The sequence below is a fragment of the Streptomyces sp. NPDC001663 genome, assembly GCF_042893105.1.
Taxonomy (GTDB): domain Bacteria; phylum Actinomycetota; class Actinomycetes; order Streptomycetales; family Streptomycetaceae; genus Streptomyces.
On the sequence record NZ_JBIAUR010000027.1, the window covers coordinates 103,169 to 124,461 of the forward strand.

The following is a 21,293-nucleotide window of genomic DNA, read 5'->3' on the forward strand; positions in this document are numbered from 1 at the left end:
GCGGGAGCGCGGGCCGGAAGTGATCCCGGCCCGCGCCCCGTTGGTCGGTCTTCAGCCGCCTTGCCGTCAGCCCAGCAGCTTGCTCGCCAGGGTCGCGGCGTTGTACGAGCCCCAACCCGTGGTGAAGTCCCAGCCGGTCGCGGCGGAGTAGGCGCCGTTGCTGCCGCTGGTGATGTCGTGGAAGCCCGTGCCGCTCGCCGAGTAGAGGGCGGGGTTGGCGAAGCCGAGGTTGGCCTTGCCGGCCGCCGCGGCCTGCTGGTTGTACAGGGCCGCGAACGCCGCCCACTCGGGCGCCGCCGCGCTGGTACCGCCGACCGAGGACCAGGAGCCCTGCGAGTAGATCGAGACGCCGGGGCTGGGGTTGGCGTGCGCCGAGACGTCCGGGACCTGGCGGAAGCCGCCGCCCGCGCTCTTCTGCACCGCGGTCTGCCAGCTGGGGATCTTGAAGACGGAGGACTTGCCGCCACCGCCGCCGGACCAGGCCACCTCCTTGCTGAAGGCGTTGGACGAGGTCACCGTCAGCTTGGTGCCGCCGACGCCGGTGACGTACGGGTCGCTGGCCGGGTAGTCCACGGAGGTGCCGCCGTCGCCCGCGTCGTCGGAGCCGTCGTCACCGGAGGCCGCGTAGAAGCCCAGGCCCTGGGCGGCGCCCGCCTTGAAGACGGCGTCCACGGCGTTGATGCCGGAGGTGGTGCGGGCGCTCTCGGCGGCGCCCCAGCTGATCGAGGTGGTCGGGATGCCGCTGTCGACGATCGCCTGGTAGGTGTCGACCTCGCCCGCGTCGGAGTTGGGGCCCTCGAAGACGGTGACGTTCGCCTTGGGCGCGATCGCGTGCAGGACCTCGATGTCCAGCTCGACCTCGACCTGGCCGTCGCCGAGCGCGCCGGAGCCGCCGTCCACCTTCTGCACGGTCGGCGTGGGCGAACCCAGGCTGTAGTTGGTGTCGTACTTGGTGATGTTGGACTGCTGGAAGCCGTCGAACTCGAGCAGCGCGATCTTCTGGCCGCTGCCGGTGTACGTACCGGAGACGTTGTAGCCGCCCTTGAGCTGGGCCGGGGTGTAGCCGCCGCCCGGGCCGTTGTGCGGGGTGACGGTGGAGGGCGCCTGGTGGTGCAGCGTGAGGCGGTTGTTGAGGCCGGCCACGTCGCTGACGAGGGAGGCGACGGAGGACGGCAGGGTCGGTGCGCTGTCGTTGGCGTAGAACGAGCGGCCCGACGCCGAGTCCTTGAAGGTCGACAGCTTGGTGCCGAAGGCCTTCTCCAACTGGGCGGCGGTGCCGCTGGCGTCGACCAGCAGGTTGCCGGAGTGGACCTTGCCGATGGTGAGTCCCTGGGCGCGCAGGTAGTCCTTGAGCTGCTTGACCTCGGCGTCGGTCCGGCCGAAGCGCGCAGCGAACTGACGCTTCGTCAAGTAGTGGCCGTAGGAACTCGACCGCGGGTCACTGACCTTGGCGACGAAGGTGTCCAGTGCCTTGTCGTTTCTGGGCGTCAGGCTGATCGCCACCGATATCCGCTTCCCGGCAGCGACGTTGCCGATGCGGGTCGCGTTCTTGTTCAGGCCCTTCAGGACATCTCCGGTGATGGCCGCGCGAGTTGCGTGCGACTGGGTGGCGCCGGCGGCGTAGGCGGCGGGTACGGCGGCGGCGAGCAGGGCCGGCACGGTGACCAGACCGAGCAGTTTCAGGCGTGACTTCACTGAGGTCCTCCGGAAAGTGGGGGGTGTGTCCCGGAAGCGGAACGCGGTTCGGAACGGCTTCAACGTAGGAACATCAGCCCCACCCGCATAAGCGGGGGAACCCTTGCATCACGTGTTAACAGCGGATGTCACGTCAACGGCGGATGTCAGGCAGGACCGCGGACGCCGGGCCAACGGTGGGTCAACGGCGGGTGTCGAGCGCCCGGCCGCCCCGGACCCGGCCAGGCTGACTCACCGCCACCGCCTGGACGGTGGGCCGCACTTGGTCGTCGTCGCCGGAGCTCACGGACGCCGCCGCCCCTGATGCGATGACGGCGACCGCCATCGCGTGGGCGAGCGCGGTGCGCGAGCGGACCCCGACCTTGCGGTAGACCCGCGACAGGGTGCCTTCCACCGTCTTGACGCTGATGAACAGCTCTGCGGCGACTTCCCGGTTGGTGGCCCCGCCGCCGACCAGTTCGGCGATCCGGGCTTCCGTGGGGGTGAGTTCGGGTCTGCCCGCGCCCGCCTCTCCGCTCCGGTCCCCGGCGTCCAGGCGCGCCAGCTCGTCCCTGGCCCGAACTGCCAGCGGAGCGGCGCCGATTCGCGTCGCGGTCTCCATGGCCTCGCCCAGGACCGCACGCGCCGCGCTCCTGCGGCGGCCGCGGCGCTCGACCGTGCCGAGCGCGATGAGGGTTCGCACCAGCTCCACGGGCAGGGGGAGTTGACGCAGACGGTCCACCGCGGCACGCAGCCGTACTGCGCCTTCCTTCGCCCGGCCGAGGCCGGCCTCGCGCAGCCCCTCCGCCCGCTCCAGAGCTGCCAGTACGCTCCCGGGCGCGTCCCCGGGCATCCGCGTAAAGGCCTCCTGGAGCACGGCTCCGGCGGCGTCCGTCTCACCCAGGACCACCAGGGCCTCGGCCAGGTCGCCGTACCAGTGCAGCAACGGCGGATCGGCGGCGCACATGGCCTCGCCGAGTTCCTTGGCGCGTTGCAGCGCCTCGACCGCGGCCGCCGCACCCCGTGGGTCGCCGGCGAGCAGCTCGGCCTGCCCGAGCACCGCCAGCGCACGCAGCAGGAACAGCCGGTCGCCGTCGGCCTCCGAGGCCCGCACCGCCTGTTCGGCGAGGCTCCGGGCCTCCTCGGCGCTGCCGCCCGCGGTCGCCGCGAGCGCCGCCGCATACAGCGCGGGAGCAGCCTGTACGCCGGTCTCGGTCTGGGCGCGCGAGCAGCGGGCGGCGGTGTGCAGCGCCTCCCGGCAGTGCCCGGCGCGCACCTGGATACGGGTCAGCGCGACCAAGGTCGCCATGACCTCCTCGACCCCGGCGAACTCGCCGATCTCCGCGAGGAGTTGGGCGACCTGCTCCCCGGCTTCCGTGACCTTGTCGGAGTCCAGCGCGAGGATGGCCCGCATCCGGATCAGGCCCCAGCTCTCCGGACCGGCGCCCGCGCCGCCGGCCAGGGCGAGCGCCTCCTCGATCGCGGCGCCGGCGGCGACCGGTTCCCCGGCCAGGGACTGCACCCGGGCGAGGGTGGCGAGGGCCCCGATCCGGGTGTCCGTGTCGTCCGCCCGCTCCGCCTGCCGTGCGGCGTGCCGGGCGTGCCGGGCCGCGTCCGCCAACTCCCCGCACAGCAGGCCGCGTACGGCCGCCCAGTGGTGCAGCCAGGCCTCGGCCTCCGGATCGCCGGCCGCGTCCCGCAGGCCCTCCTCGATCAGGTCACGGGCGCCTCCGAGGGCCTGCCCGGCGTTGCGCAGCAGGATCAGCCGGGCCCGCACCCGCTGCCGTGCGGAGCCCGACCCGGCGAGGACGGTCTCGGCCGCCTGCCCCGCCTCCTCCAACTGCCCGGCGTCACAGGCGTATTCGGCCGCGGCCAGCAGCCGGTCGGCACGGTCCGCGGGACGGTCGCCGGGAGTGCGCCGGGCGGCGAGCCCGGCCAGCTCGAAGGCGGCATCGGGTGCGCCGTCGCGGCGTGCGGACTCGGCCGCCGACAGCAGCGTGCGGGCGGTGGCCTCGTCCTCGTACGGATGGGCGAGCGCGAGGTGGCGGGCCTGCTCCACCGGCTCGGCGACCGCGCGCGCCAGCAGGGCATGCGCCTCCCGGCGGCCGTACTCGGGGGCGTCGGCGTAGACGGCGGCCCCGATCAGCGGATGCCGGAAACGTACGGCCCCGTCGGCGTCCGCCGCCGCGACGCCGAGCTGCTCGGCCTCCGCGAGATCTGCTGCCGGGTCCGGGAGCCCGGCGGCACGCAGCACAGTGAGGCTGGGCCGGGCGGCGGCGCTCGCGACGAGGAGAGTGCTCCGTGCTGATTCCGGCAACGAACGCACCTGGCCCAGCAGTGCGTCACGCAGCCTTCGGGGTACGGGCAGCGTCCGGCCGAAGCCGACGGCTGCCGAGTCGCGCGGGGCCGCCCGCCCCAACTCCAGCGCGTACCAAGGGTTTCCGGCAGCGGTGTCCTGAATGGCCCGCAGCACCGCCGGTGGCAGATCGGCCCCGACCGCGGTGCGCACCAGGTGGGCCACCTCGCCGTCCGTCATGGGCGGCACGGGAAACTCGACGGTGTCCGGCGGGCAGCAGCGCAGCCGCTCGGCCTGCTCGCCGTCGGTCACCCGCTCGGCGGCGACCATCCGAATGTCGAGGCCCTGGACACGTCGTACGGCGAAGGCGAGCACCTCGGCACTCGGGTCGTCGAGCCACTGGAGATTGTCGAGGACGAGTAGAACGGGGCCGGTGGCGGCGAGGGCGCGCAGCACCTCGAGAACGGCGACGCGCACCGCGAGACGGCTGTGGTCGTCGGCCGGTTCGGGGCCCTGCAGCAGAGCCGCCCTCAACGCTGCTCGCGGCTGCGGCGCCAGGGCCTCCAGGCAGCTCTCCGGCACCCGCGAGAACAGGTCGACGAGGCCGACATACGGCAGCCGCGCGTCCTCCCGGGCGGGCGAGCAGCGCAGCACCGCGCATGGCCGGTCCTGCCCGGCCCAGGACGCCAACAGGGCAGTCAGAAGCGTGGACTTGCCGATCCCCGCAGGCCCGTGGAAGAGCACTCCCGAACGACCCGTCAACTCGGCCCGGGCGGCATCGAGCAGCTCGCGGCGCCCGGTCAACGACCGTACCCGCGGCGAGTGCGGCAGGTCCCAGGGCAACGCAGCATGTGCTCATGACAACCCTCGATGATCGACTTGTCAATGACGACCATCACGATGTGGCGAGCAGGGGGCCGGCGGTCTCCTCGCCCATCACGAACTGCGCTTGAGGACGACGTAACCGTACGCGGCATCGTCGATCGTGTACCGGGTGTTCGGATGGAGTTGGCGGGCGTACGCCTGCACGTCGCCGACCCACTTGGTGGTGTTGTCCAGGGCGATGTAGTCGGGCGTGATGCCCCGGGTGTTGCCGAGCCAGAAGACGCGGCAGCGTGAGGTGAGGCGGCTGCTGGGGCCGATGTTGGCCTCGACCGTCGCGTTGTTCGGGATGCGGTCCAGGGCGCGTTCGATGCGGGGGACGTTTTCCGGGGTCTCGTAGGTGGCGGACTCCGTCAGCGCGGACAGCGGGAGCGAGGTCGTGAGTGCCAGCGCGGCCCCGGCGACTGCCGCGGGCAGATGCTGGGCGTACGAGCGCAGCCAGGGCCGGGAGCTCACGCGCGCCCGGACGAGTGCGTCGACGAGGGCCAGCGCGACGACCGGCATCAGGACCGCGTTGTAGTGCCAGTCGGTGCCCCAGTAGTGCTCGTCGGAGGAGAGGAAGCGCCAGCCCAGGGTGGGCAGGGCCACGATGAACAGGGGTGAACGCAGGGCGAGTAGACCGCTCGTGGGCAGCAACAGCCAGGCCAGGGTGCGGAGTTTGGTGCCCGTGCCGTCGAAGAGGGCGAAGCCGCCGTCCACCTTCGTCCAATAGTCGTAGTCACCGCTGGTGTTGAAGCCGGGGATGACGACGGTGAGCGTGACGAGGGTGGCGGCGATGCCGAGGACGGCCACGGCGAGGGCGTACAGGACCGTCCGCCTGGAGGAGCGGCGGGCGCGCAGGGCGACGACCAGCGCGATGGCCGCCACCGTCACGCCGAGGTCCTCCTTGACCAGCACCAGCGGCAGCGCCCACAGCAGCGCGGGCCGCCAGCGGCGGGCCGGCACCGCCTCCAGGCTGAAGGCGATCAGCGGTACGGCGAAGCAGATCTCGTGGAAGTCGAAGTCGACGGCCCGCTGCAGACCCCAGGACAGGCCGTACGCGATCCCGAGCGCGAGCCCGCGCCGTCGGCCCAGCAGCCCGGCGGCCGCACGGGTCACCGGTACGGCCGAGAGCGCGAAGAGGGCGGCCTGCGCGAGCAGCAGCGTGAGTGGGGAGGGGAAGAGCCGGCAGACGGGGGCGAGAAGCGCGAGGACCGGGCTGAAGTGGTCGCCCAGGATGTTGAAGCCCGGGCCCTTCAGATCGGCGATCGGGGCCTGCAGATGGGCGTACGCGCGGACCGCCTGCTCGAAGATGCCCAGGTCCCAGGACCGGGTGGCCAGATGCTCGTACCGGCCGATGGACAGGGCCGCGTAGGCGAGGAACAGGACGCCGGCGAGGAGGTAAGGGTCGCGTCGGCCGGGCGGACGGGGGCGCCGGTCACGCGGGGGAGGCGCGACCGGCGCCGGTATGGAGGGCTCGGGCAGCAGCGAAGTGGGGGCGTCCTGCTGGGTGTTGGGCACGGGGGTGATGTCCTTACGAGCCGGGATTCGGTACGGCCATGGCGGCGGACTCGTCCGCGGACCCCGGTGGGGATGGTGGTGACGTGGGGGCGGCACTGTCGCTGCTGTCCGCGCACGGCTCGCCCGTTGCCCGCCCCGTGGAGCGGGTCGCGGTGGCGGACGCGGTGCGGCTCGATGCCGGGCGGGTGGGGGCCTGGCTGGTCATGGGGCTCCCCGATGCTGATCACGATGCAGGTTCTGTACGCCCGGGGGCGGGGATTCGGGCACCACCACGGCAGTCGTGCAGGTGCCCCGGGATTCCGGGCCGTCGCCCGCGGCGGCGATCGCGAGTCTGCGCAGGTCAGATCGCATAGCGCCAGGCCGTGAGCATATAGGCGCCGTACCAGGAGCCGAAGAGGCAGGCGCAGCCGAGGACGACGGCGGCGGAGCGGGGACCGGTCTCGGCCGGAGCGCGGGCCGGCGGCACCAGGAAGATCAGCGCCGGTATGAGCATCCGCAGCTTGGAGTGGAAGTAGTTGCTCTGCCCGAGAGCGAGAACGATCACGGTTCAACCGTAAACGATCAACGGCGGCCGGCTCCCTCTGCCCAGCAGGCGGCCGCCACAGCGACGGCCGTGGGCCGAGTGATCCGGCGAGCAGGACGATCGCGGCCGTGGCGGTACGAGGCCTATACAGCCGTACGAAGACAGATCAGTGCGGCTCGTACGCCTTGGGTAGGCGCATGCCCCGCTCGGCCATGATCTGGCGGACGTGGTTGGGGTAGTTGGTGATGATGCCGTCGACGCCCATGTCCATGAGCGCCTCCACGGTGGCCGGGTCGTCGCAGGTCCACGGGACGACCTTCAGGCCCCGCGCGTGCGCCTCGCGCACCATCGTCCGGTCCGCGTAGAAGCGGAAGTCCGGGTCGCCGACCTTGCCGGACTGCGGGAAGCCGTAGTTGGGGGAGAGGGCTCTGACGCCGGGGATGGTGGCGGCCGCCTTGACGAAGTCGCCGCCGTAGTCGTCGGCGTCGATCCCGCCGAGCCAGGGGGAGGCGCCGGGCTGCCCGACCTGGAGGAAGTCGTAGTTGGTGAGGGCGACCAGCGGCCACTTCGGGGCCAGCTTGTGCATCGCCTTCAGCGCGCCCCAGTCGAAGGACTGGATGGTGACCTGCTTCTCGATGCCCGAGCGGTGGATCTCCTCGTAGACGCGGCGTACGAACAGCTCGCGCGGCGCGGTCTGTTCGGGTGCGCCCGCCTCGACCTTGGTCTCGATGTTCAGCTTGACCTGCTTGGCGCGGTAGCTCTTGACCAGGTTCAGGACGTCCTTCAACTCCACCATCCGGAAGCCCCTGACCACCTCCTGCTCGGGAAAGCCGGGCAGTTGCTGGTAACCGCAGTCCATCGTCTTGATCTGAGCCAACGTCAGATCCTTGATGTACTTGCCGACATACGGGTACATCGGGTCGCCCGGCGTGACCGGCGCCGTGTCACGGCACTTGACCGAGCTGATCTGCCGGTCGTGGTTGACGACGACCTTCTCGTCCTTGGTGATGTGCGTGTCCAGCTCCAGCGTGGAGACCCCGAGGCGCATCGCCTTGCCGAAGCCCTCGAGGGACTCCTCGGTCGTCATTCCGATGCCGCCGCGATGGGCCTGCAGGTCGAAGTGGGCCTTTTGGTACGGCACTTCGGAGCCGTCGTACGGCGTCGCGTGGGCGGCCACCGGGAAGGCGAACAGCGGAGCCAGCGCCAGGCCGGCGAGGACATGTCTTGAGGACATCGAAACCTCACTCGTGTCGGTTCGGGCTGCCCCCAGACGCTAGTTGGGATGCGGGCACTCTCAACGTCCTGGACATGATGGGCCGGTGAATGTCCAGAACCGGCCGGTACCGCTGTGGGGAATCGTGGCTCGCAATTCCCTGACCAGAGCGCGTACGACGGCGGATCCGGCCAGTTCGGAGGTGGTGACATAGCCGATCTGCCGTGTCGGGCGCCGCGGGCCGAGATCAGTGATCCCGACCGAGTCCGCTGCACCGACCAGGGACAGTGAGGGCATGATCGCCATGCCATGACCTGCGCTCACCAAGGAGAGCACCGCTCCGTCGTCCTCGGCCTCGACGGTCGCCTTCGGGATCCAGTCCTGTGCGGCCCACCAGTCGCGGGTGTACGAGCCGCAGTTCTCGGCCCAGTCGACCAGCGGCAGCGAGCGCGGGGCGGCATGACCTGCCGCGTGCACCAGGGCGTACGGCTCCTCGAAGAGTCCGCTCGCGACCAGTCCCGATGGAAGCGGTACGGAGCCGCCCAGCGTGGCGATGGCTATGTCGGCTTTCCCGTCGGCCACTTCGCCCATGGTGCCGCGCCCGAGCTCGTGTACGATCCGCACCTGCGGCTCGATCCCGGGATGCCGGGCGCGCAGCCGCTGCAGGACGGGCGGCAGCAGATGGAGGGCCGCGCTGCGGAAAGCCGCGATCCGCAGTGGCCCCTCCGCGGCATCGGCCCGGGCCGCACTGCGCACCTCGGTGGTCAGGACGTCCAGCAGGCGCAGGATGCGGCGGGCGTGGGCCACGGCCTTCTCACCGGCAGGGGTGGGGCGGGCGCCGGTGCGGCCGCGTTCGAAGAGCACGGCACCGATCTTGCGCTCGCTGCCGCGAACCGAGTGCGAGACCGCCGACTGAGTCAGCCCCAGAGTCCCGGCCGCCGCCGAGAAGCCGCCGGTGACCGCGACCGCCACCAGGACGCGCAGTTCGTGCGGGGCCAGATCGGAGTCGGTCGTGCGGGCCACGGGACGCTCACCTCAACGTATGAGAACTGCTCATGGAAGGGGGTCTCGCATGAGCCCAACCGGCTCCCCATCAGGGGCATTCCCGCCCTACGGTCCGGTCATGAACGAGACCGCGCTCACCGTGCACCAGACCGCCCGCCCCCACGGCTTTCCGACCGCCGAGCACTTCGCCTTCGTCGAGTCCACGCTTCCCGAACCCGTGGCCGACAGCGCGCTCGTGGAAAACCTCTACTGGTCCGTCGACCCCTATCACCGCGAGATGATGGACGATCTGCCCGGCGGCTTCGCGCTCGGCACACCGCTGGAGGGCCGCACCATCGGGCGGGTCATCGCCTCGCGCACGCCTCGGCTGGCCGAGGGCGAGATCGTGCTCCACCGGCAGGGCTGGCGCACGCACGCGGTCGTCACGCCCGAGGAGACCCGGCAGCTGCCCCGCTTCGACGGGGTGCCCCTGACCGCGTACTTGAGCATCCTCGGCGGCACCGGCCTCACCGCCTATGTGGGCCTGACCCGGATCGCCCGGCTCCAGGAGGGCGAGGACCTGTTCGTGTCGGCCGCGGCGGGCGGGGTCGGCACGGCGACCGGGCGGTTCGCACGGCTGCTCGGCGCCGGAAGGCTCGTGGGCAGCGCGGGCTCGGCGGCGAAGGCCCGCCATCTCATCCAAGAGGTCGGCTACGACGCCGTCTTCGACTACCACGACGGGCCCGCCGCCGACCTGCTCGGCAAGGTCGCACCGGACGGCATCGACGTCTTCGTCGACAACGTCGGCGGTGAGCAGCTGGCCGCGGCGGTGGGAGCGCTGCGCGAGTTCGGGCGCATCGTCCGCATCGGCACGATCAGCCAGTACAACAACCCCGACCCGCCGACGCCGCGCTTCAACTACGCGGACATCGTGGAGAAGAGCCTCCGCATGGAGGGCTTCCTGGTCAGCAACTACCGTGACATACAGGAGGAGTTGTACGGGTTCGCGGTACCGCATCTGCAGAGTGGCCGGCTCGTGCCGGACGAGACGGTGGTCGACGGGTTCGAGCACATCGTGGAGGCGTTCCTGGGAATGCTGCGCGGCCGGAACACCGGAAAGATCATCGTGCGGGACAGCACGGAACCTCTGTCCGTGAACTGACGCCCGGACGCGGCAGCCGGGCCCGGCGCTCGGCGCCGTGCCCGTGCCCCGGACCGCCTTGGCTCAGCCCAGCGCTGCCGGAATGGAAGTCGCGGTGCAGGAATCGCCCTTCGCGGCGGCGCGGGCTTGCGGGGCGTGCCGATGGTCAGCCGTCGCATTTCGGCAGCGATGCCGCCGAGCAACGCCTCGGTTCTGACGATGCGTTCGCCGACCTCCAGGTGCCGGCTCATCCAGGCCAGGGTCAACGGTCGGACGGCTCCCGCCTCATCGTGGTGGGGCACCATGCCACCTCGTCATGCGGGCGGCGGCAGGCGCAGAAGCCTGGTAGGCGTGCAGTTCGGACTCGCCCCACGAGGTGGCGGTCACGGCGTCACCGACACGCACCCTTCCGGTCCTGAGCACGGAGAGTTTCGTTCCGAAGGCGACTCCGCCCTGGGCGGCCCGCCGGTAGCCCGCCAGGGTGCGCAAGGGTTCCGGGCCCGCCCGCCCGCCCGACTCCTGCTCGACCAGGGTGACGGCACAGCGGATGGCGAGCTTGGCGTAGCCCAGTTCGGTCGTACCGATCCGCAGGCCGTGGACCCGGTCCTCGGTGTGGGGATCGAGCCAGCCGTCGATCACGATGTTCGGGCGGAAGCGGTTCATGGGCAGCGGCGCCGTACCGCGTTCAGCCAGCTTCCGGTTGAGCAGGTCGAGGGTGGAGCGCGAGATGAGGTGCAGGGCGCAGCTGTCGGCGTAGCCGGAAGTGCCCGGTGTTCTTCCGTCGGTCACCCGGTCGTGCTCCGGCGGCACACGCACCAGACGGCTGCGCGCACGAAGCACGTCGGACAGCCATTCGGCGGCGGTGTCGCCCTGGTCGATGCCCTGGTAGGCGGTCCCGAACAGGTCCACCGGGCGGCGAGCGCCCGAGGCATCCACGGGCAGCTCCAGGGGCTCGGTGTGCGGCGCGTGGAGGGTGAGCCGTTCGCCGTCGCTGTCGATGGCGGGTCGGATCAGGGCCAGTCGGGGGTCCCGGCGCTGGGAGCGGAAGACGCCTTCTTCGCTGACGACCATGAAGCTGCGGTCGTGCGCCAGACCGGCGGGCGTCAGGAACGCCTCACCGGTTGTCACGCCGGCACATCCCTTGATGGGGTAGTACGTCAACTCGACGACGTGGGCCATGCGTTGTCCTCAAGCTTTCAACTCACTGATCGCCTGCACGACTCGGGCGCCGACAACGCCCCGTCGACCATTCAGTACTTGGCAACCGCACGTCTAGCCCGCCCTCCAGACCGTCATGTCCGCCCTCAGGAAGCTGACCCCCGGCGTGTCCCACAGCGCGGTCGACTTCTGCTGAATCGCGAGCAGCGTGATGTCTCCGGAAGGGGGTTTGACGCAGAACTCGCTGCCGATCGCCGCCGAAGCCAGCGGGAAGTTGTGGAATTGGGCACCCTTGGCGCCGCCGAGGAGCACACGGCAATCCTCGAGGGTGGCGCCCGGATCGCCGAACAGCTGGACGATCGCGCTGGTGTCGCTCTCCAGGGCGCAGCCGATCTTCTCGCAGGTGAAGCGGATGTCTCCCTTGCGGTCGTCGCGCGTGCCCGGCTCCTTGACGTCGATGTAGAGGGAGTTCTTCTCGTTGAGGTCCTGCCCGGGGTACGCATGTGCTCGCGGCTGTCCGGCCGCGGTCGGGGAGGGGCTCGACGCCCCCGGTGCTCCGTTCCCGGCCGCCGAGTCCGCGCCGGATGGGGAGGAGGACGCCGACGACCGTCCGGACGCCGTTGGATCCGCCGTCGAGGACGAGGTCGTGTCCCGGTCCCGGTCCGCCCCTTCCTTGAACTTCCACACCAGGCCCGTCACCAGCAGCGCGCCCGCGGTCACGGCGACGGCCGTGATCAGCGCGATACGTCGCCGGCGGACCCACCGCTCGTCCGCGACCGTCGGTCCTGGCGGCGGCGGTGCGAGCAACGGCATCGTGTGCACCGGCGTGGGGTGGGGGACCGGAGAGGGAACCGTCACCTCCGGCCCGGTGACCTCTCGCCAGACGGCCGGACCCCCGCCGGCGTCGGCATCCCGCCCCAGCTGCTGCCGGCACCACTCGACGACCTCAGCCGGGGTGGCCCGCTCCTCCGGAGCGGCGGCCAGACAACGGGCGATCAGCGGACGGAGCTGTTCGGGCAGTACGGACAGGTCGGGCTGCGAGTGCACGATCCGGTACAGCACGCTGGGCGAGGGACCGTCCCCGTACAGCGGCTCGCCCAGCGCCGCGAACGCCGCGGTCTGGCCGAGCGCGAAGATGTCGGTCGCCGCCGTCACCTCACCCGCGGTCGCCTGCTCGGGGGCCATGAACTGCGGTGTTCCTACGGCGGCTCCGGTGGCCGTGTGCGAGGTGATGTCCGAGGCCAGCGAAATGCCGAAGTCGATCACGCGCGGTCCGTCGGCGGCCAGCAGCACGTTCGACGGCTTCAGGTCCCGGTGCACGATGCCCGCGCCATGGATCGCCTGCAGCGCCTCTGCCACCCCCGCCATCAGCCACAGCACCGCCGGCGCCGGCAGCGGTCCGCGCCGCGCGACCGCCTCCGCAAGGGAGGGGCCGGGCACGTACAGCGTGGCCAGCCACGGCGGTACGCCGTCCGCGTCGGCGTCGATCAACTCGGCGGTGTACGCGCCCCGGACCCGCCGGGCCGCCTTGATCTCCCGGCCGAACCGCCGCCGGAAGTCAGGGTCGTCGGCCAGCTCCGGGCGTACCACCTTGATCGCCACGGGGCGGCCGCCCTGCGTGTGTGACAGATAGACCCGGCCCATCCCACCCGCGCCGAGCCGGGCGGCGAGGCGGTAACCGGCCACGAAGGGCGGGTCGTCCGCCTGCAGTGGCTGGAACACCTCGGTCGCGTTGTTCATCGGTCCCCGTCCCCCCTGATGCCCTGATCGCCCGATCCGATGAGCCGATCAAGAGCAGTAGCGTAAAGGGTGTCCTGTGACCGTTGGTGAGAACTGGTATGCGGGATTCAAAGCGCGTGCGGGGAGGGGGCCCGCTCAGGGCGTCTCCGCCCGGCGGCCCGCCCAGCACACCATGTGCACGTGGGGCTGCCCGGACCAGTCAGCCGAGGGCAGCCGCCGCGGCTCGGAGTTCGTCAAGTGTGTGGCGTGCGAGCTCGGTGAGTGTCTGCCGGTCGGCCGGATCGGCCCACTGGTCGAAGGCGTTGTAGAAGGCGCGGACGCCGAGTTCGGCGGCGAGGCTCGCGGTCGGCTCCGGTACGCCGCGCTTGCGGAGTGCCTCGGTCATGGCTCCGGCGAGTCCGGCACGCTTGAGGGCGGCGCGCTCCTGCAGTTCGCTGTGGCCGGCGATGACCGGCCGGAGCCTGGCGCTGAACTCGCGGCGGTCGTCGGTGAAGGTGGCCGTGATCGAGTCGAGGGCCGCGCCGACCGCTTCCATGGGCGTGGCCGGGCCGGGCGCCTCGCTGATCGCGTCGGCGAGGAGCCGCGCGTGGACGTCCTGGCCGGCGAAGAGCACCTCCCGCTTGTCGGGGAAGTGCCGGAAGAACGTGGTCTTGGTCAGACCGGCCCGATCGGCGATCTCCTTGACGGTGGTGGCGTCGTAGCCCTGTTCGGTGAACAGGTCGAGTGCAGCGCGCACCAGCCGTTCCCGCGCGTTCGGTTCCCATCGAGCCATGCCGACAGCATAAGTGATGTGACTTGGTACCGTCACTCTGGTTATGGTGACGGTACCAAGTCACATCACTTCGCCTCGCTCAGGCGAAGTGCTCCAACCTGGGAGCCACTCATGCGTGTATTCGTCACCGGAGCCAGCGGCCACATCGCGTCGGCCGTGGTGCCCGAACTGATCCAGGCCGGACACCAGGTCGTCGGCCTCTCCCGGTCCGACACCTCGGCCGCCGTCGTCAAGGCCATGGGCGCCGAGGTGCGCCTCGGCGACCTCTACGACCTGGAAGGCTTGCGCGAGGCCGCAACCGACGCGGACGCGGTCATCCATCTCGCGTTCAACCATGACGCCATCGCCGCCGGGAAGTTCGCCGACGCGGTGGCCGCCGACCTGGCAGTGGTGCAGGCGCTCGGCGACGCGCTGGCCGGCACGGGCAAGACCCTCGTCGGTGTCGGCCTGACGCGCACGGGCGACGCCAAGCGCGACGCGGCCATCGAAGCCAACCCCCGATCTGCCGTCGCGCGCACGCTCGCAGGGTTCACCGAACGCGGCGTGCGGACCGTGCTCGTCGCGATCCCGCCGGTCACGCACAGTCCGCGGGACAGGACCGGCTTCATCCCCACGCTGATCAGGATCGCCCGCGACACGGGCCTGTCCGGTTACGTCGGCGACGGCACCAACCGCTGGCCCGCCGGTCACGCCCTGGACGTAGGCCGCCTCTACCGGCTGGCGCTGGAGAAGGCCCCGGCCGGCTCGCAGCTGCACGCCGCGACCGAAGAGGGCATCACGGTGCGCGAGATCGCCGAGACCATCGGCCGCCACCTGAACGTCCCGGCCGTGAGCATCCCGGCCGAGCAGGCCGCGGACCACTTCAAGGCATTCCCGTTCATCACGCTCGACATCACGATGCCCAACACGGACACCAGGCGGTTGCTCGACTGGGAGCCGGTCCACCCCGGCCTGATCGCCGACCTCGAAGACGGCCACTACTTCACCGCCGACTGAGCCCAACCACCGCTGCACGCCGCGGCCGAGATCTCAACTGAGGCCTCCTCGGGCAGCCGGCCGCTGCCGCTACTGATGGTTCCGGCCGGATTCCAGACAGCCGGTGAGATGGGTCAGTGCCGCGGTGATGTCCTTGCCGGTGCCGTGTGGCCGGCGCAGCTCGTCGACGAAGATGGCGATGTCGGCGAGCGTCCACCACAGCCGGTACAGCGCGATGCCGGTCGGTGTGGCGGTGCGGCCGGTGAGCCGGGTGTAGCGCGCCATTGCCTTGTCGTCGCCGTGCACCGGTTCCTCACCGAGCATGTCGGCCAGGGCGGTGGTGAGCATCCACAGGTCTCGTTCCGGTGGGGCGATCTGCGCGGTGTCCCAGTCGATCAGCCGCAGCCCGGCGCGGGATCGCATGATGTTGCCGGGATGCGGCTCGCCGTGGGTGAGCACCCAGTTCGCCTCGGTTCCACGGACCGCAGCGACGTGCCGGTCGAAGTCGGCGAGCCAGCCGTGGATGCGTCCGGTGTGCGCGGCCACCACTCTGCGGGCGGGCTCCGACAGCGGCCCGCCGGTCCATTCCCGGTCGAGGTCATGCAGCGCCTCGTACAGCCGGTCCCGGCCAGGCAGCACCAGATCTGCGCGCACGGCGGTGTCCGCCACCACCGCCGTGGCGCGATGCAACTCGGCCAGCAGGTCGATGACTTCGGCCCGGTCCTCGGACCGGTGCGTCCCGAACCGCCCGGCGACGCCCGCGATCATGGGGAACACGGAGAGGGCGTACCGCTCGGTGAGCCGCCACACCACCGCGCCGGTCACCGCCGGGACCGGCGCGAGGACGAAGTCGAGCTCGGCGTCGCGGTGCAGGGCCAGCGCGGTGGCGAAGGACCGACCGAGCCGGCCGAACGCGTCATCGCGCCCGGTGGCCTCGACACCGAGGTCGTCGACCTTGACGAACCACGCCGTCCCGTGCCGATCGACCGCCGACCAGTGATAGCTGCCCGCGCCCACCGGCAGGTACCGGGCAGATCGGGCCGCGACGGCCCAACCGTCGGCCAGTGCCCGGATCAGTGCGCTCTCGCTCAAGCCCGTCGGCCGGTCTCGCATGCCTCGGCATTCTGCCCCTTCGCATGGCAGGGTCACAGATCTTTTACGACGCGGGCGCGGGCGCGGATCGGGCCGGCGGGAGGCCGTGATGGGCTCCGCCTCCGCCTGCGCCGAGTGCCCAAGGCACTGACCCCGGCCGTCAAAGATCTCTAGAGTCGGGAATCGTCGACATCAAGGGCGCAGAGCGAGAAAGGCTCGACCATTCGCATGAGTTCTCAACCAGATCAAGGTGGGTTCCCCGGGGGCGTGGACCCGGAGGTCATCGACGTGGGCCTGGCGCGGGTGCTGGGCATCAAGTACGAGGTGTTGGACGCCGACCGCGTGGTGCTCTCCTGCCATGTCACCCCCCAGCATCTGCAGGCCCACGGCATCGTGCACGGCGGCGTGTACTGCGCGCTCGTGGAGACCGCCGCCAGCGTCGGCGCCAGCCTGTGGTTCGGGGAGCGCGGGCGGGTTGTCGGCAGCGCCAACCAGACCGACTTCCTACGGGCGGTGCGCGACGGACGGCTCACGGCCACGGCCGTACCCGTCCATCGAGGGCGCTCCCAGCAACTGTGGACGGTCGACATCGTCGACGACGAGGGACGGCTCACAGCCCGCGGACAGGTGAGGCTGGCCAATCTGCCCGTCAGCTGAGTCCCGAAGGGAAGAGACAGCGGACGACGACGTTCCCGCCCGCCCGGCACGAGCTGCCCGGTGCCGTCCGGGCGCGAGGGTGGCGGAGAGGACGGAGATTTCTCCCTGTATGTCACCCCGCGCCGAACGGGTACACGCAGGCGGGACGTCACGCGGACTTCCGTTGCGGTAGGCACTCTTGACAACATGCGTACTGTTTCGCGACGTTTGATCCTCGACGGGCAGTTCGGAATCCTGGGGTCATCCGCGGAACGAGCGTGTACACGGCGTGGAATCGGCTGATACTCAAAGAAGTGGTAGGACGCGGACAGCGCGTCATGGGGGGACGTCACGGGGGGAGCGGTCGCCGATGCGATCGACAAGCAGGAGTTCACACGCCTTTCCGGTCTGTGCCGCGGCCGGCACGTCCCTCGCGGAGCCTGTGGAAGGGCGGTTGATCTGAAGTGGACGTCACGATCCACAGAGCCGACGAGCTGAGCGACTCGCTTCGCACGGCATGGCACCGCGCGATGGACGAATCTCCCGAATACGCCAACCCCTTCCTGGCGCCGGAGTTCGCGCAGGGCATCGGCAGGTACCGCGCCGGGACCCGGATCGCGATCCTGCGTGAGAACGGCACGCCGGTCGGCTTCTTCCCGTACGAGCGCAACGCCTTCGGCGTCGGCAAGGCCGTCGGACTCGGGCTGTCCGACTGCCAGGCCCTCGTGCACAGCCCCGGGGTCACCTGGGACGCCCAGGAGCTGCTGAAGGCCTGCGGGCTGTCCATATTCGAGTTCGACCATCTCGTGGAGGAGCAGAAGCCGTTCGGACGGCATGTGACGGGGAAGTTCGCCTCCCCGGTGGTCGACCTGAAGCCCGACGAGAGCGGCTACGCGCCCTGGCTGCGCGGCGCCTACCCCGGGCTGGCCAAGACGACGCTGAAGAAGGAACGCCGCATCGGCCGTGACGTCGGCGAGGTGCGCTTCGAGTTCGACGAGCGCGACCCGCAGATGCTGCGCCGGCTCATGCAGTGGAAGTCCGCCCAGTACCGCAGGACGGGACGCATGGACCGCTTCGCGCGGCCCTGGATCGTCGACCTGGTGGACCATCTCTTCCAGGTCCGCGAGGAGCACTTCACCGGCGTCCTGTCCGTGCTCTACGCCGGGGACCGGCCCGTGGCCGCGCACTTCGGACCCCGCTCACGCACAGTGCTCGCCGCCTGGTTCACCGCGTACGACCCCGAACTCCACTACTACTCGCCGGGCTTGATGATGCATCTGCGTACGGCCGAGGCGGCCGCGCGGCACGGGGTGACGCTCATGGACCTGGGGCGCGGCGACAAGGAGTACAAGGACTGGCTCAAGACCCGCGAACTGCGGGTGGCGGAAGGGTTCGCCAGCCGCCCTCATCCGGTCGCGACGGCGCACCGGATGTGGCGCAGACCCGTGCGGGGACTGCGGAACACGGTCAACGCCCATCCCGAGCTGCGCGCACCCGCCGACCGTCTGCTGAAGACGATCGGCGAACTGCGCACCTCGCGCCGGGCGGCATCCGGTGCTTCCACGGGATCCCGCGCACGCTGAACGCCCTTGTCCACGACAGGACTTGGACGCCGTCGGCTCCATGACATGACTTGGATACAGCAGTCAGCGAGAGTTCAGGCGCGTCCGGCCGCGACGACCTCGTGGGCGAGCGCCAGCAGGTCCGGGACGGCCGGGTGGACCGGGCCCGGGCGCCAGGCCAGGACGACGGGGACCCTCGGCGCGTCCACGAGCGGCCGGTAGACCAGCGAGGGGTGCGTGTGGTTGCCCGGGGTGGCCGTCGTGGAGATTCCTACGGCACGACCCGCGGCGATGGCGATGAGCCATTCGTCGGTGTTGGTCACCTCGATGGTCCGGACGGGGCGCGCCGTCGGCGGCCACAGATCCATCGTCGTCGTACCGGAGACGGTGTTGAGGGCGATCGGATGGGCGGCGAGATCCGCCAGCCCGACCTCGGGAAGCGCCGCCAGCGGACTGTCCAACGGCATGACCACCACCCGCTCCTCCGACATCAGCAGCTCCGTGCACAGGCCGGACGGGCTGACCGTGCCGCGCAGCAGGGCCGCGTCCACCTTGCCCTGGGTGAGGCCGGCCGTGCGGTCGTCGATGCGGAGCAGCTGCAGAGGAACGTCCGGACGGGTCTCGTCCCAGCGGCGCAGCAACGGGACGGTGTGATCGCCGAGCGCCGCCCAGGGATGACCGAGACGCAGCGGCCAGCTCGTCAGCCCCCGCGGGTCGAGGGCGGTCTCGACGGCGGCCAGGGCGGCCGCCGCCTTGTCGCGGAACGTACGGCCCTCGGCGGTGAGTTCGAGATGGTGCGTGGAGCGGTCGACGAGACGGGCGCCCAGGTGGTCCTCGAGCTGCCGCAGGGTCCGGGAGAGGGCGGGCTGGCCCAGATGGAGGCGGACGGCGGCGCGGGTGACGTTGCCCTCCTCGGCGATGGCGAGGAAGGCCCGCAGATGGCGCAGCTCGATGGTCATGCTTCAGAAGCATAACCACAGCAGAATCGGCATTTCACGCCGCGCAGCCGGATTCCTAGCGTGAAGGTCATGACATCCACGGGATCCACGGGGTACTCCTCGGCCTCGTCCACGGCGACCGCAGCGCCGGTGCTCGTTCGTCACGCCGCGGGGCGGGGGAGCCTCGGCGGTGTCGGCCTGGTGCTGGCGGGAGCGGTCTCCGTGCAGTTCGGGTCGGCCTTCGCCGCGCTCCTGTTCCCGCGGGCCGGGGCGCTCGGCGTGGTCGCGCTGCGGGTGACGTTCGCCGCGGTGCTGCTCCTGGTCGTCACCCGGCCCCTGCTGCGCGGCTACTCGCGCATCGACTGGGCGGTGGCCACCGGCTTCGGCCTGGCCCTGGGCGGCATGAACACCCTCTTCTACCAGGCCATCGAGCGCATCCCGCTGGGAACGGCGGTCACCCTCGAGGTGCTCGGACCACTGCTGCTGTCGGTCGTCGCCTCACGCCGCGCCGCCAGCCTCCTGTGGGCCTCCCTCGCACTGGCCGGGGTCTATCTGCTGGGCCGCGGCGGCCTGGGCCGGCTCGACGCCGTGGGCGTCGCCTTCGCCCTGGGCGCCGGCGTGATGTGGGCGGCGTACATCCTGCTCAACGCCCGCGCGGGCGCCCGCTTCCCGAGACTGGACGGCCTGGCGATCGCGATGACCGTCGCCGCGCTGGTCAGCCTGCCGCTGGGCATCGGCGCCGCGGGCGGGACGCTGCTGGAACCGGGGGTGCTCGCCCTCGGGCTGGCGATCGCCGTGCTGAGCTCGGGCGTGCCCTACACCCTGGAACTCCTCGCTCTACGACGGCTGCCCGCGGCGACCTTCGCGGTCCTGACGAGCCTGTCACCGGCCCTCGCCGCGCTGGCCGGCTATCTGGTCCTGGACCAGGGGTTGTCGCTGCCGCAGTGCGGTGCGATCGCGATGGTGGTCGCGGCCAGCGCGGGGGCGGTGCGTACGGGGCGTACGGGCGACCGCTGAATCGAGGCCCGTCCGACGCGGGTGGCCTGGGCCGTCAGCCCGCAGCGAAGTCCCGTCCGCAGGCCGATTCAAGGGTGTAAGCATGTAATCCAAGCCCTTGGGCAAGCGGAAAGGTCGACTCGTGGCCGAGACCATTTCCGAGCCCGACCGCTCCCGTGAGGAGCAGGCCGCGCTCGACTCCTACTCCCGGATCGTCACCTCCGTCGCCGGCGAACTCACACCGAAGGTGGCGGCGCTGAATGTCGCGCACCGCCGCTCCAGAGGCCGGTTCGTGCGGGGCACCGGCTCCGCGGTGGTGTTCACCGACGACGGCTTCCTGCTCACCAACGCCCACGTCGTCGGGCACTCCGACGCCGGTACGGCGTCCTTCGCCGACGGCACGACCATTCCCTTCCACGTCATCGGCGCCGACCCCCTGTCCGACCTCGCGGTGGTCCGCGCCGACGGGCCGACCCCGCCACCGGCCCGGCTCGGCGAGGCCGACACACTGCGGGTCGGCCAGCTGGTAGTGGCGGTCGGCAACCCGCTCGGACTGACCGGCAGCGTCACCGCCGGGGTGGTCAGCGCGCTGGGCCGCTCGCTGCCTGCGAGCGCGGGCACCGCGACCCGCGTCATCGACAACGTCGTCCAGACCGATGCCACCCTCTACCCGGGCAGCTCGGGCGGAGCGCTCGCCACGGCCGACGGCAGAGTCGTCGGCATCAACACCGCGATCGCCGAGGTCGGGCTGGGCCTGGCCATCCCGGTGAACGGGACCAGCCGGCAGATCATCGCGACCCTGCTCTCCGAGGGCAGAGTCCGCCGCGCCTACCTCGGCCTCGCCGGTATCCCCGCACCGCTGCCGCCGCTGCTCCGGGGACGCACCGGGCGGTCCACCGGCCTGCGGATCATCGAGGTCGTCCCCGCCTCCCCGGCCGCCCGGGCCGGGCTGCGCAACGGCGACCTGCTGATCACCGTGGACGGCGGGCCGGTGACCAGTGCCCAGGCGCTGCAGCAGCTGATGCTCGAGGACGCCATAGGGCGGCCGCTCGCCCTGACCGCCCTGCGCGGCGACGCCCTCGTGGACGTCATCGCGACACCGGTGGAACTGGTCGCGGATTCCTAATGGAGTTGTCAAGTGGCCGGAGTGACGGGCGGTATGGGGTTGTAACACCGTCCGTCACGAAGGAGGGCCCACAGGACGTTGACTC

Annotated in this window: 17 protein-coding genes and 1 pseudogene; 6 read left to right on the forward strand and 12 right to left on the reverse strand. The window is 71.2% G+C overall.

What is annotated here, in order from left to right; all coding sequences use genetic code 11:
• Positions 1 to 66 precede the first annotated feature (66 nt).
• The 6 genes from ACFY1L_RS51760 to ACFY1L_RS51785 form a co-directional block, all read right to left on the reverse strand.
• Entirely contained in the window at positions 67 to 1,695 is a 1,629-nt protein-coding gene (locus ACFY1L_RS51760; protein ID WP_388842365.1) for a protease pro-enzyme activation domain-containing protein, read from the reverse strand.
• A 181-nt stretch (positions 1,696 to 1,876) separates the two neighbouring features.
• Entirely contained in the window at positions 1,877 to 4,774 is a 2,898-nt protein-coding gene (locus tag ACFY1L_RS51765; RefSeq protein WP_388842367.1) for an AAA family ATPase, read from the reverse strand.
• A 132-nt stretch (positions 4,775 to 4,906) separates the two neighbouring features.
• A complete protein-coding gene (locus ACFY1L_RS51770) occupies positions 4,907 to 6,352 on the reverse strand; it encodes a DUF2079 domain-containing protein (RefSeq protein ID WP_388842369.1) in 1,446 nt (481 codons plus the stop codon).
• Between the two features lie 340 nt (positions 6,353 to 6,692).
• The gene (locus ACFY1L_RS51775; protein WP_388842370.1) at positions 6,693 to 6,896 is read right to left on the reverse strand and encodes a hypothetical protein; all 204 of its coding nucleotides are present in this window, start codon (positions 6,894 to 6,896) and stop codon (positions 6,693 to 6,695) included.
• A 145-nt stretch (positions 6,897 to 7,041) separates the two neighbouring features.
• On the reverse strand, positions 7,042 to 8,109 hold the full coding sequence (locus ACFY1L_RS51780; RefSeq protein ID WP_388842372.1) for a glycerophosphodiester phosphodiesterase family protein: 1,068 nt from the start codon (positions 8,107 to 8,109) through the stop codon (positions 7,042 to 7,044).
• 60 nt (positions 8,110 to 8,169) lie between these two features.
• Positions 8,170 to 9,111, reverse strand: a complete 942-nt coding sequence (locus tag ACFY1L_RS51785) for a LysR family transcriptional regulator (protein WP_388842374.1) — start codon at positions 9,109 to 9,111, stop codon at positions 8,170 to 8,172.
• A 100-nt stretch (positions 9,112 to 9,211) separates the two neighbouring features.
• On the opposite strand from ACFY1L_RS51785, the gene ACFY1L_RS51790 reads away from it, so the two are divergent.
• Entirely contained in the window at positions 9,212 to 10,234 is a 1,023-nt protein-coding gene (locus tag ACFY1L_RS51790) for an NADP-dependent oxidoreductase (protein ID WP_388842376.1), read from the forward strand.
• A 134-nt stretch (positions 10,235 to 10,368) separates the two neighbouring features.
• On the opposite strand, the pseudogene ACFY1L_RS51795 reads toward ACFY1L_RS51790, so the two are convergent.
• The 4 genes and pseudogenes from ACFY1L_RS51795 to ACFY1L_RS51810 form a co-directional block, all read right to left on the reverse strand.
• Positions 10,369 to 10,518 (reverse strand): annotated as a pseudogene (locus ACFY1L_RS51795) (aminoglycoside phosphotransferase family protein); the annotation flags it as partial.
• Positions 10,499 to 11,392: an MOSC domain-containing protein gene (locus ACFY1L_RS51800; RefSeq protein ID WP_388842378.1), complete on the reverse strand. Its 894-nt coding sequence runs from the start codon at positions 11,390 to 11,392 to the stop codon at positions 10,499 to 10,501. The pseudogene ACFY1L_RS51795 and the gene ACFY1L_RS51800, both read right to left, overlap by 20 nt.
• Positions 11,393 to 11,485: 93 nt before the next feature.
• The gene (locus ACFY1L_RS51805) at positions 11,486 to 13,111 is read right to left on the reverse strand and encodes a serine/threonine-protein kinase (RefSeq protein ID WP_388842380.1); all 1,626 of its coding nucleotides are present in this window, start codon (positions 13,109 to 13,111) and stop codon (positions 11,486 to 11,488) included.
• A 199-nt stretch (positions 13,112 to 13,310) separates the two neighbouring features.
• Positions 13,311 to 13,883 carry a TetR/AcrR family transcriptional regulator gene (locus ACFY1L_RS51810; RefSeq protein ID WP_388842382.1) on the reverse strand — a complete coding sequence of 191 codons (573 nt, stop codon included), beginning with the start codon at positions 13,881 to 13,883 and terminating at the stop codon, positions 13,311 to 13,313.
• A 111-nt stretch (positions 13,884 to 13,994) separates the two neighbouring features.
• Here ACFY1L_RS51810 and ACFY1L_RS51815 point away from each other — a divergent pair, with 111 nt between their 5' ends.
• The gene (locus ACFY1L_RS51815) at positions 13,995 to 14,879 is read left to right on the forward strand and encodes an SDR family oxidoreductase (protein ID WP_388842384.1); all 885 of its coding nucleotides are present in this window, start codon (positions 13,995 to 13,997) and stop codon (positions 14,877 to 14,879) included.
• Positions 14,880 to 14,948: 69 nt separating this feature from the next.
• Here ACFY1L_RS51815 and ACFY1L_RS51820 read toward each other — a convergent pair whose 3' ends face one another.
• Entirely contained in the window at positions 14,949 to 15,971 is a 1,023-nt protein-coding gene (locus ACFY1L_RS51820; RefSeq protein ID WP_388842386.1) for a phosphotransferase family protein, read from the reverse strand.
• Between the two features lie 246 nt (positions 15,972 to 16,217).
• On the opposite strand from ACFY1L_RS51820, the gene ACFY1L_RS51825 reads away from it, so the two are divergent.
• On the forward strand, positions 16,218 to 16,607 hold the full coding sequence (locus ACFY1L_RS51825) for a PaaI family thioesterase (RefSeq protein ID WP_388842388.1): 390 nt from the start codon (positions 16,218 to 16,220) through the stop codon (positions 16,605 to 16,607).
• Between the two features lie 443 nt (positions 16,608 to 17,050).
• The gene (locus tag ACFY1L_RS51830) at positions 17,051 to 18,169 is read left to right on the forward strand and encodes a GNAT family N-acetyltransferase (protein WP_388842390.1); all 1,119 of its coding nucleotides are present in this window, start codon (positions 17,051 to 17,053) and stop codon (positions 18,167 to 18,169) included.
• Between the two features lie 74 nt (positions 18,170 to 18,243).
• On the opposite strand, the gene ACFY1L_RS51835 is transcribed toward ACFY1L_RS51830, so the two are convergent.
• Positions 18,244 to 19,107 carry a LysR family transcriptional regulator gene (locus ACFY1L_RS51835; protein WP_388842392.1) on the reverse strand — a complete coding sequence of 288 codons (864 nt, stop codon included), beginning with the start codon at positions 19,105 to 19,107 and terminating at the stop codon, positions 18,244 to 18,246.
• A gap of 69 nt (positions 19,108 to 19,176) precedes the next feature.
• Between ACFY1L_RS51835 and ACFY1L_RS51840 the strand changes: the two genes are divergently transcribed.
• Positions 19,177 to 20,103 carry a DMT family transporter gene (locus ACFY1L_RS51840; RefSeq protein WP_388842394.1) on the forward strand — a complete coding sequence of 309 codons (927 nt, stop codon included), beginning with the start codon at positions 19,177 to 19,179 and terminating at the stop codon, positions 20,101 to 20,103.
• A gap of 121 nt (positions 20,104 to 20,224) precedes the next feature.
• Positions 20,225 to 21,208, forward strand: a complete 984-nt coding sequence (locus tag ACFY1L_RS51845) for a S1C family serine protease (RefSeq protein WP_388842396.1) — start codon at positions 20,225 to 20,227, stop codon at positions 21,206 to 21,208.
• Positions 21,209 to 21,293: the final 85 nt, after the last annotated feature.

What these genes read in the sequence shown, in the direction of transcription:
- ACFY1L_RS51780 (WP_388842372.1), bottom strand. Translation starts at nt 8,109, where the DNA reads ATGTCCTCAAGACATGTCCTCGCCGGCCTGGCGCTGGCTCCGCTGTTC.
- ACFY1L_RS51790 (WP_388842376.1), top strand. Translation starts at nt 9,212, where the DNA reads ATGAACGAGACCGCGCTCACCGTGCACCAGACCGCCCGCCCCCACGGC.
- ACFY1L_RS51800 (WP_388842378.1), bottom strand. Translation starts at nt 11,392, where the DNA reads ATGGCCCACGTCGTCGAGTTGACGTACTACCCCATCAAGGGATGTGCC.
- ACFY1L_RS51805 (WP_388842380.1), bottom strand. Translation starts at nt 13,111, where the DNA reads ATGAACAACGCGACCGAGGTGTTCCAGCCACTGCAGGCGGACGACCCG.
- ACFY1L_RS51810 (WP_388842382.1), bottom strand. Translation starts at nt 13,883, where the DNA reads ATGGCTCGATGGGAACCGAACGCGCGGGAACGGCTGGTGCGCGCTGCA.
- ACFY1L_RS51815 (WP_388842384.1), top strand. Translation starts at nt 13,995, where the DNA reads ATGCGTGTATTCGTCACCGGAGCCAGCGGCCACATCGCGTCGGCCGTG.
- ACFY1L_RS51820 (WP_388842386.1), bottom strand. Translation starts at nt 15,971, where the DNA reads ATGCGAGACCGGCCGACGGGCTTGAGCGAGAGCGCACTGATCCGGGCA.
- ACFY1L_RS51835 (WP_388842392.1), bottom strand. Translation starts at nt 19,107, where the DNA reads ATGACCATCGAGCTGCGCCATCTGCGGGCCTTCCTCGCCATCGCCGAG.
- ACFY1L_RS51840 (WP_388842394.1), top strand. Translation starts at nt 19,177, where the DNA reads ATGACATCCACGGGATCCACGGGGTACTCCTCGGCCTCGTCCACGGCG.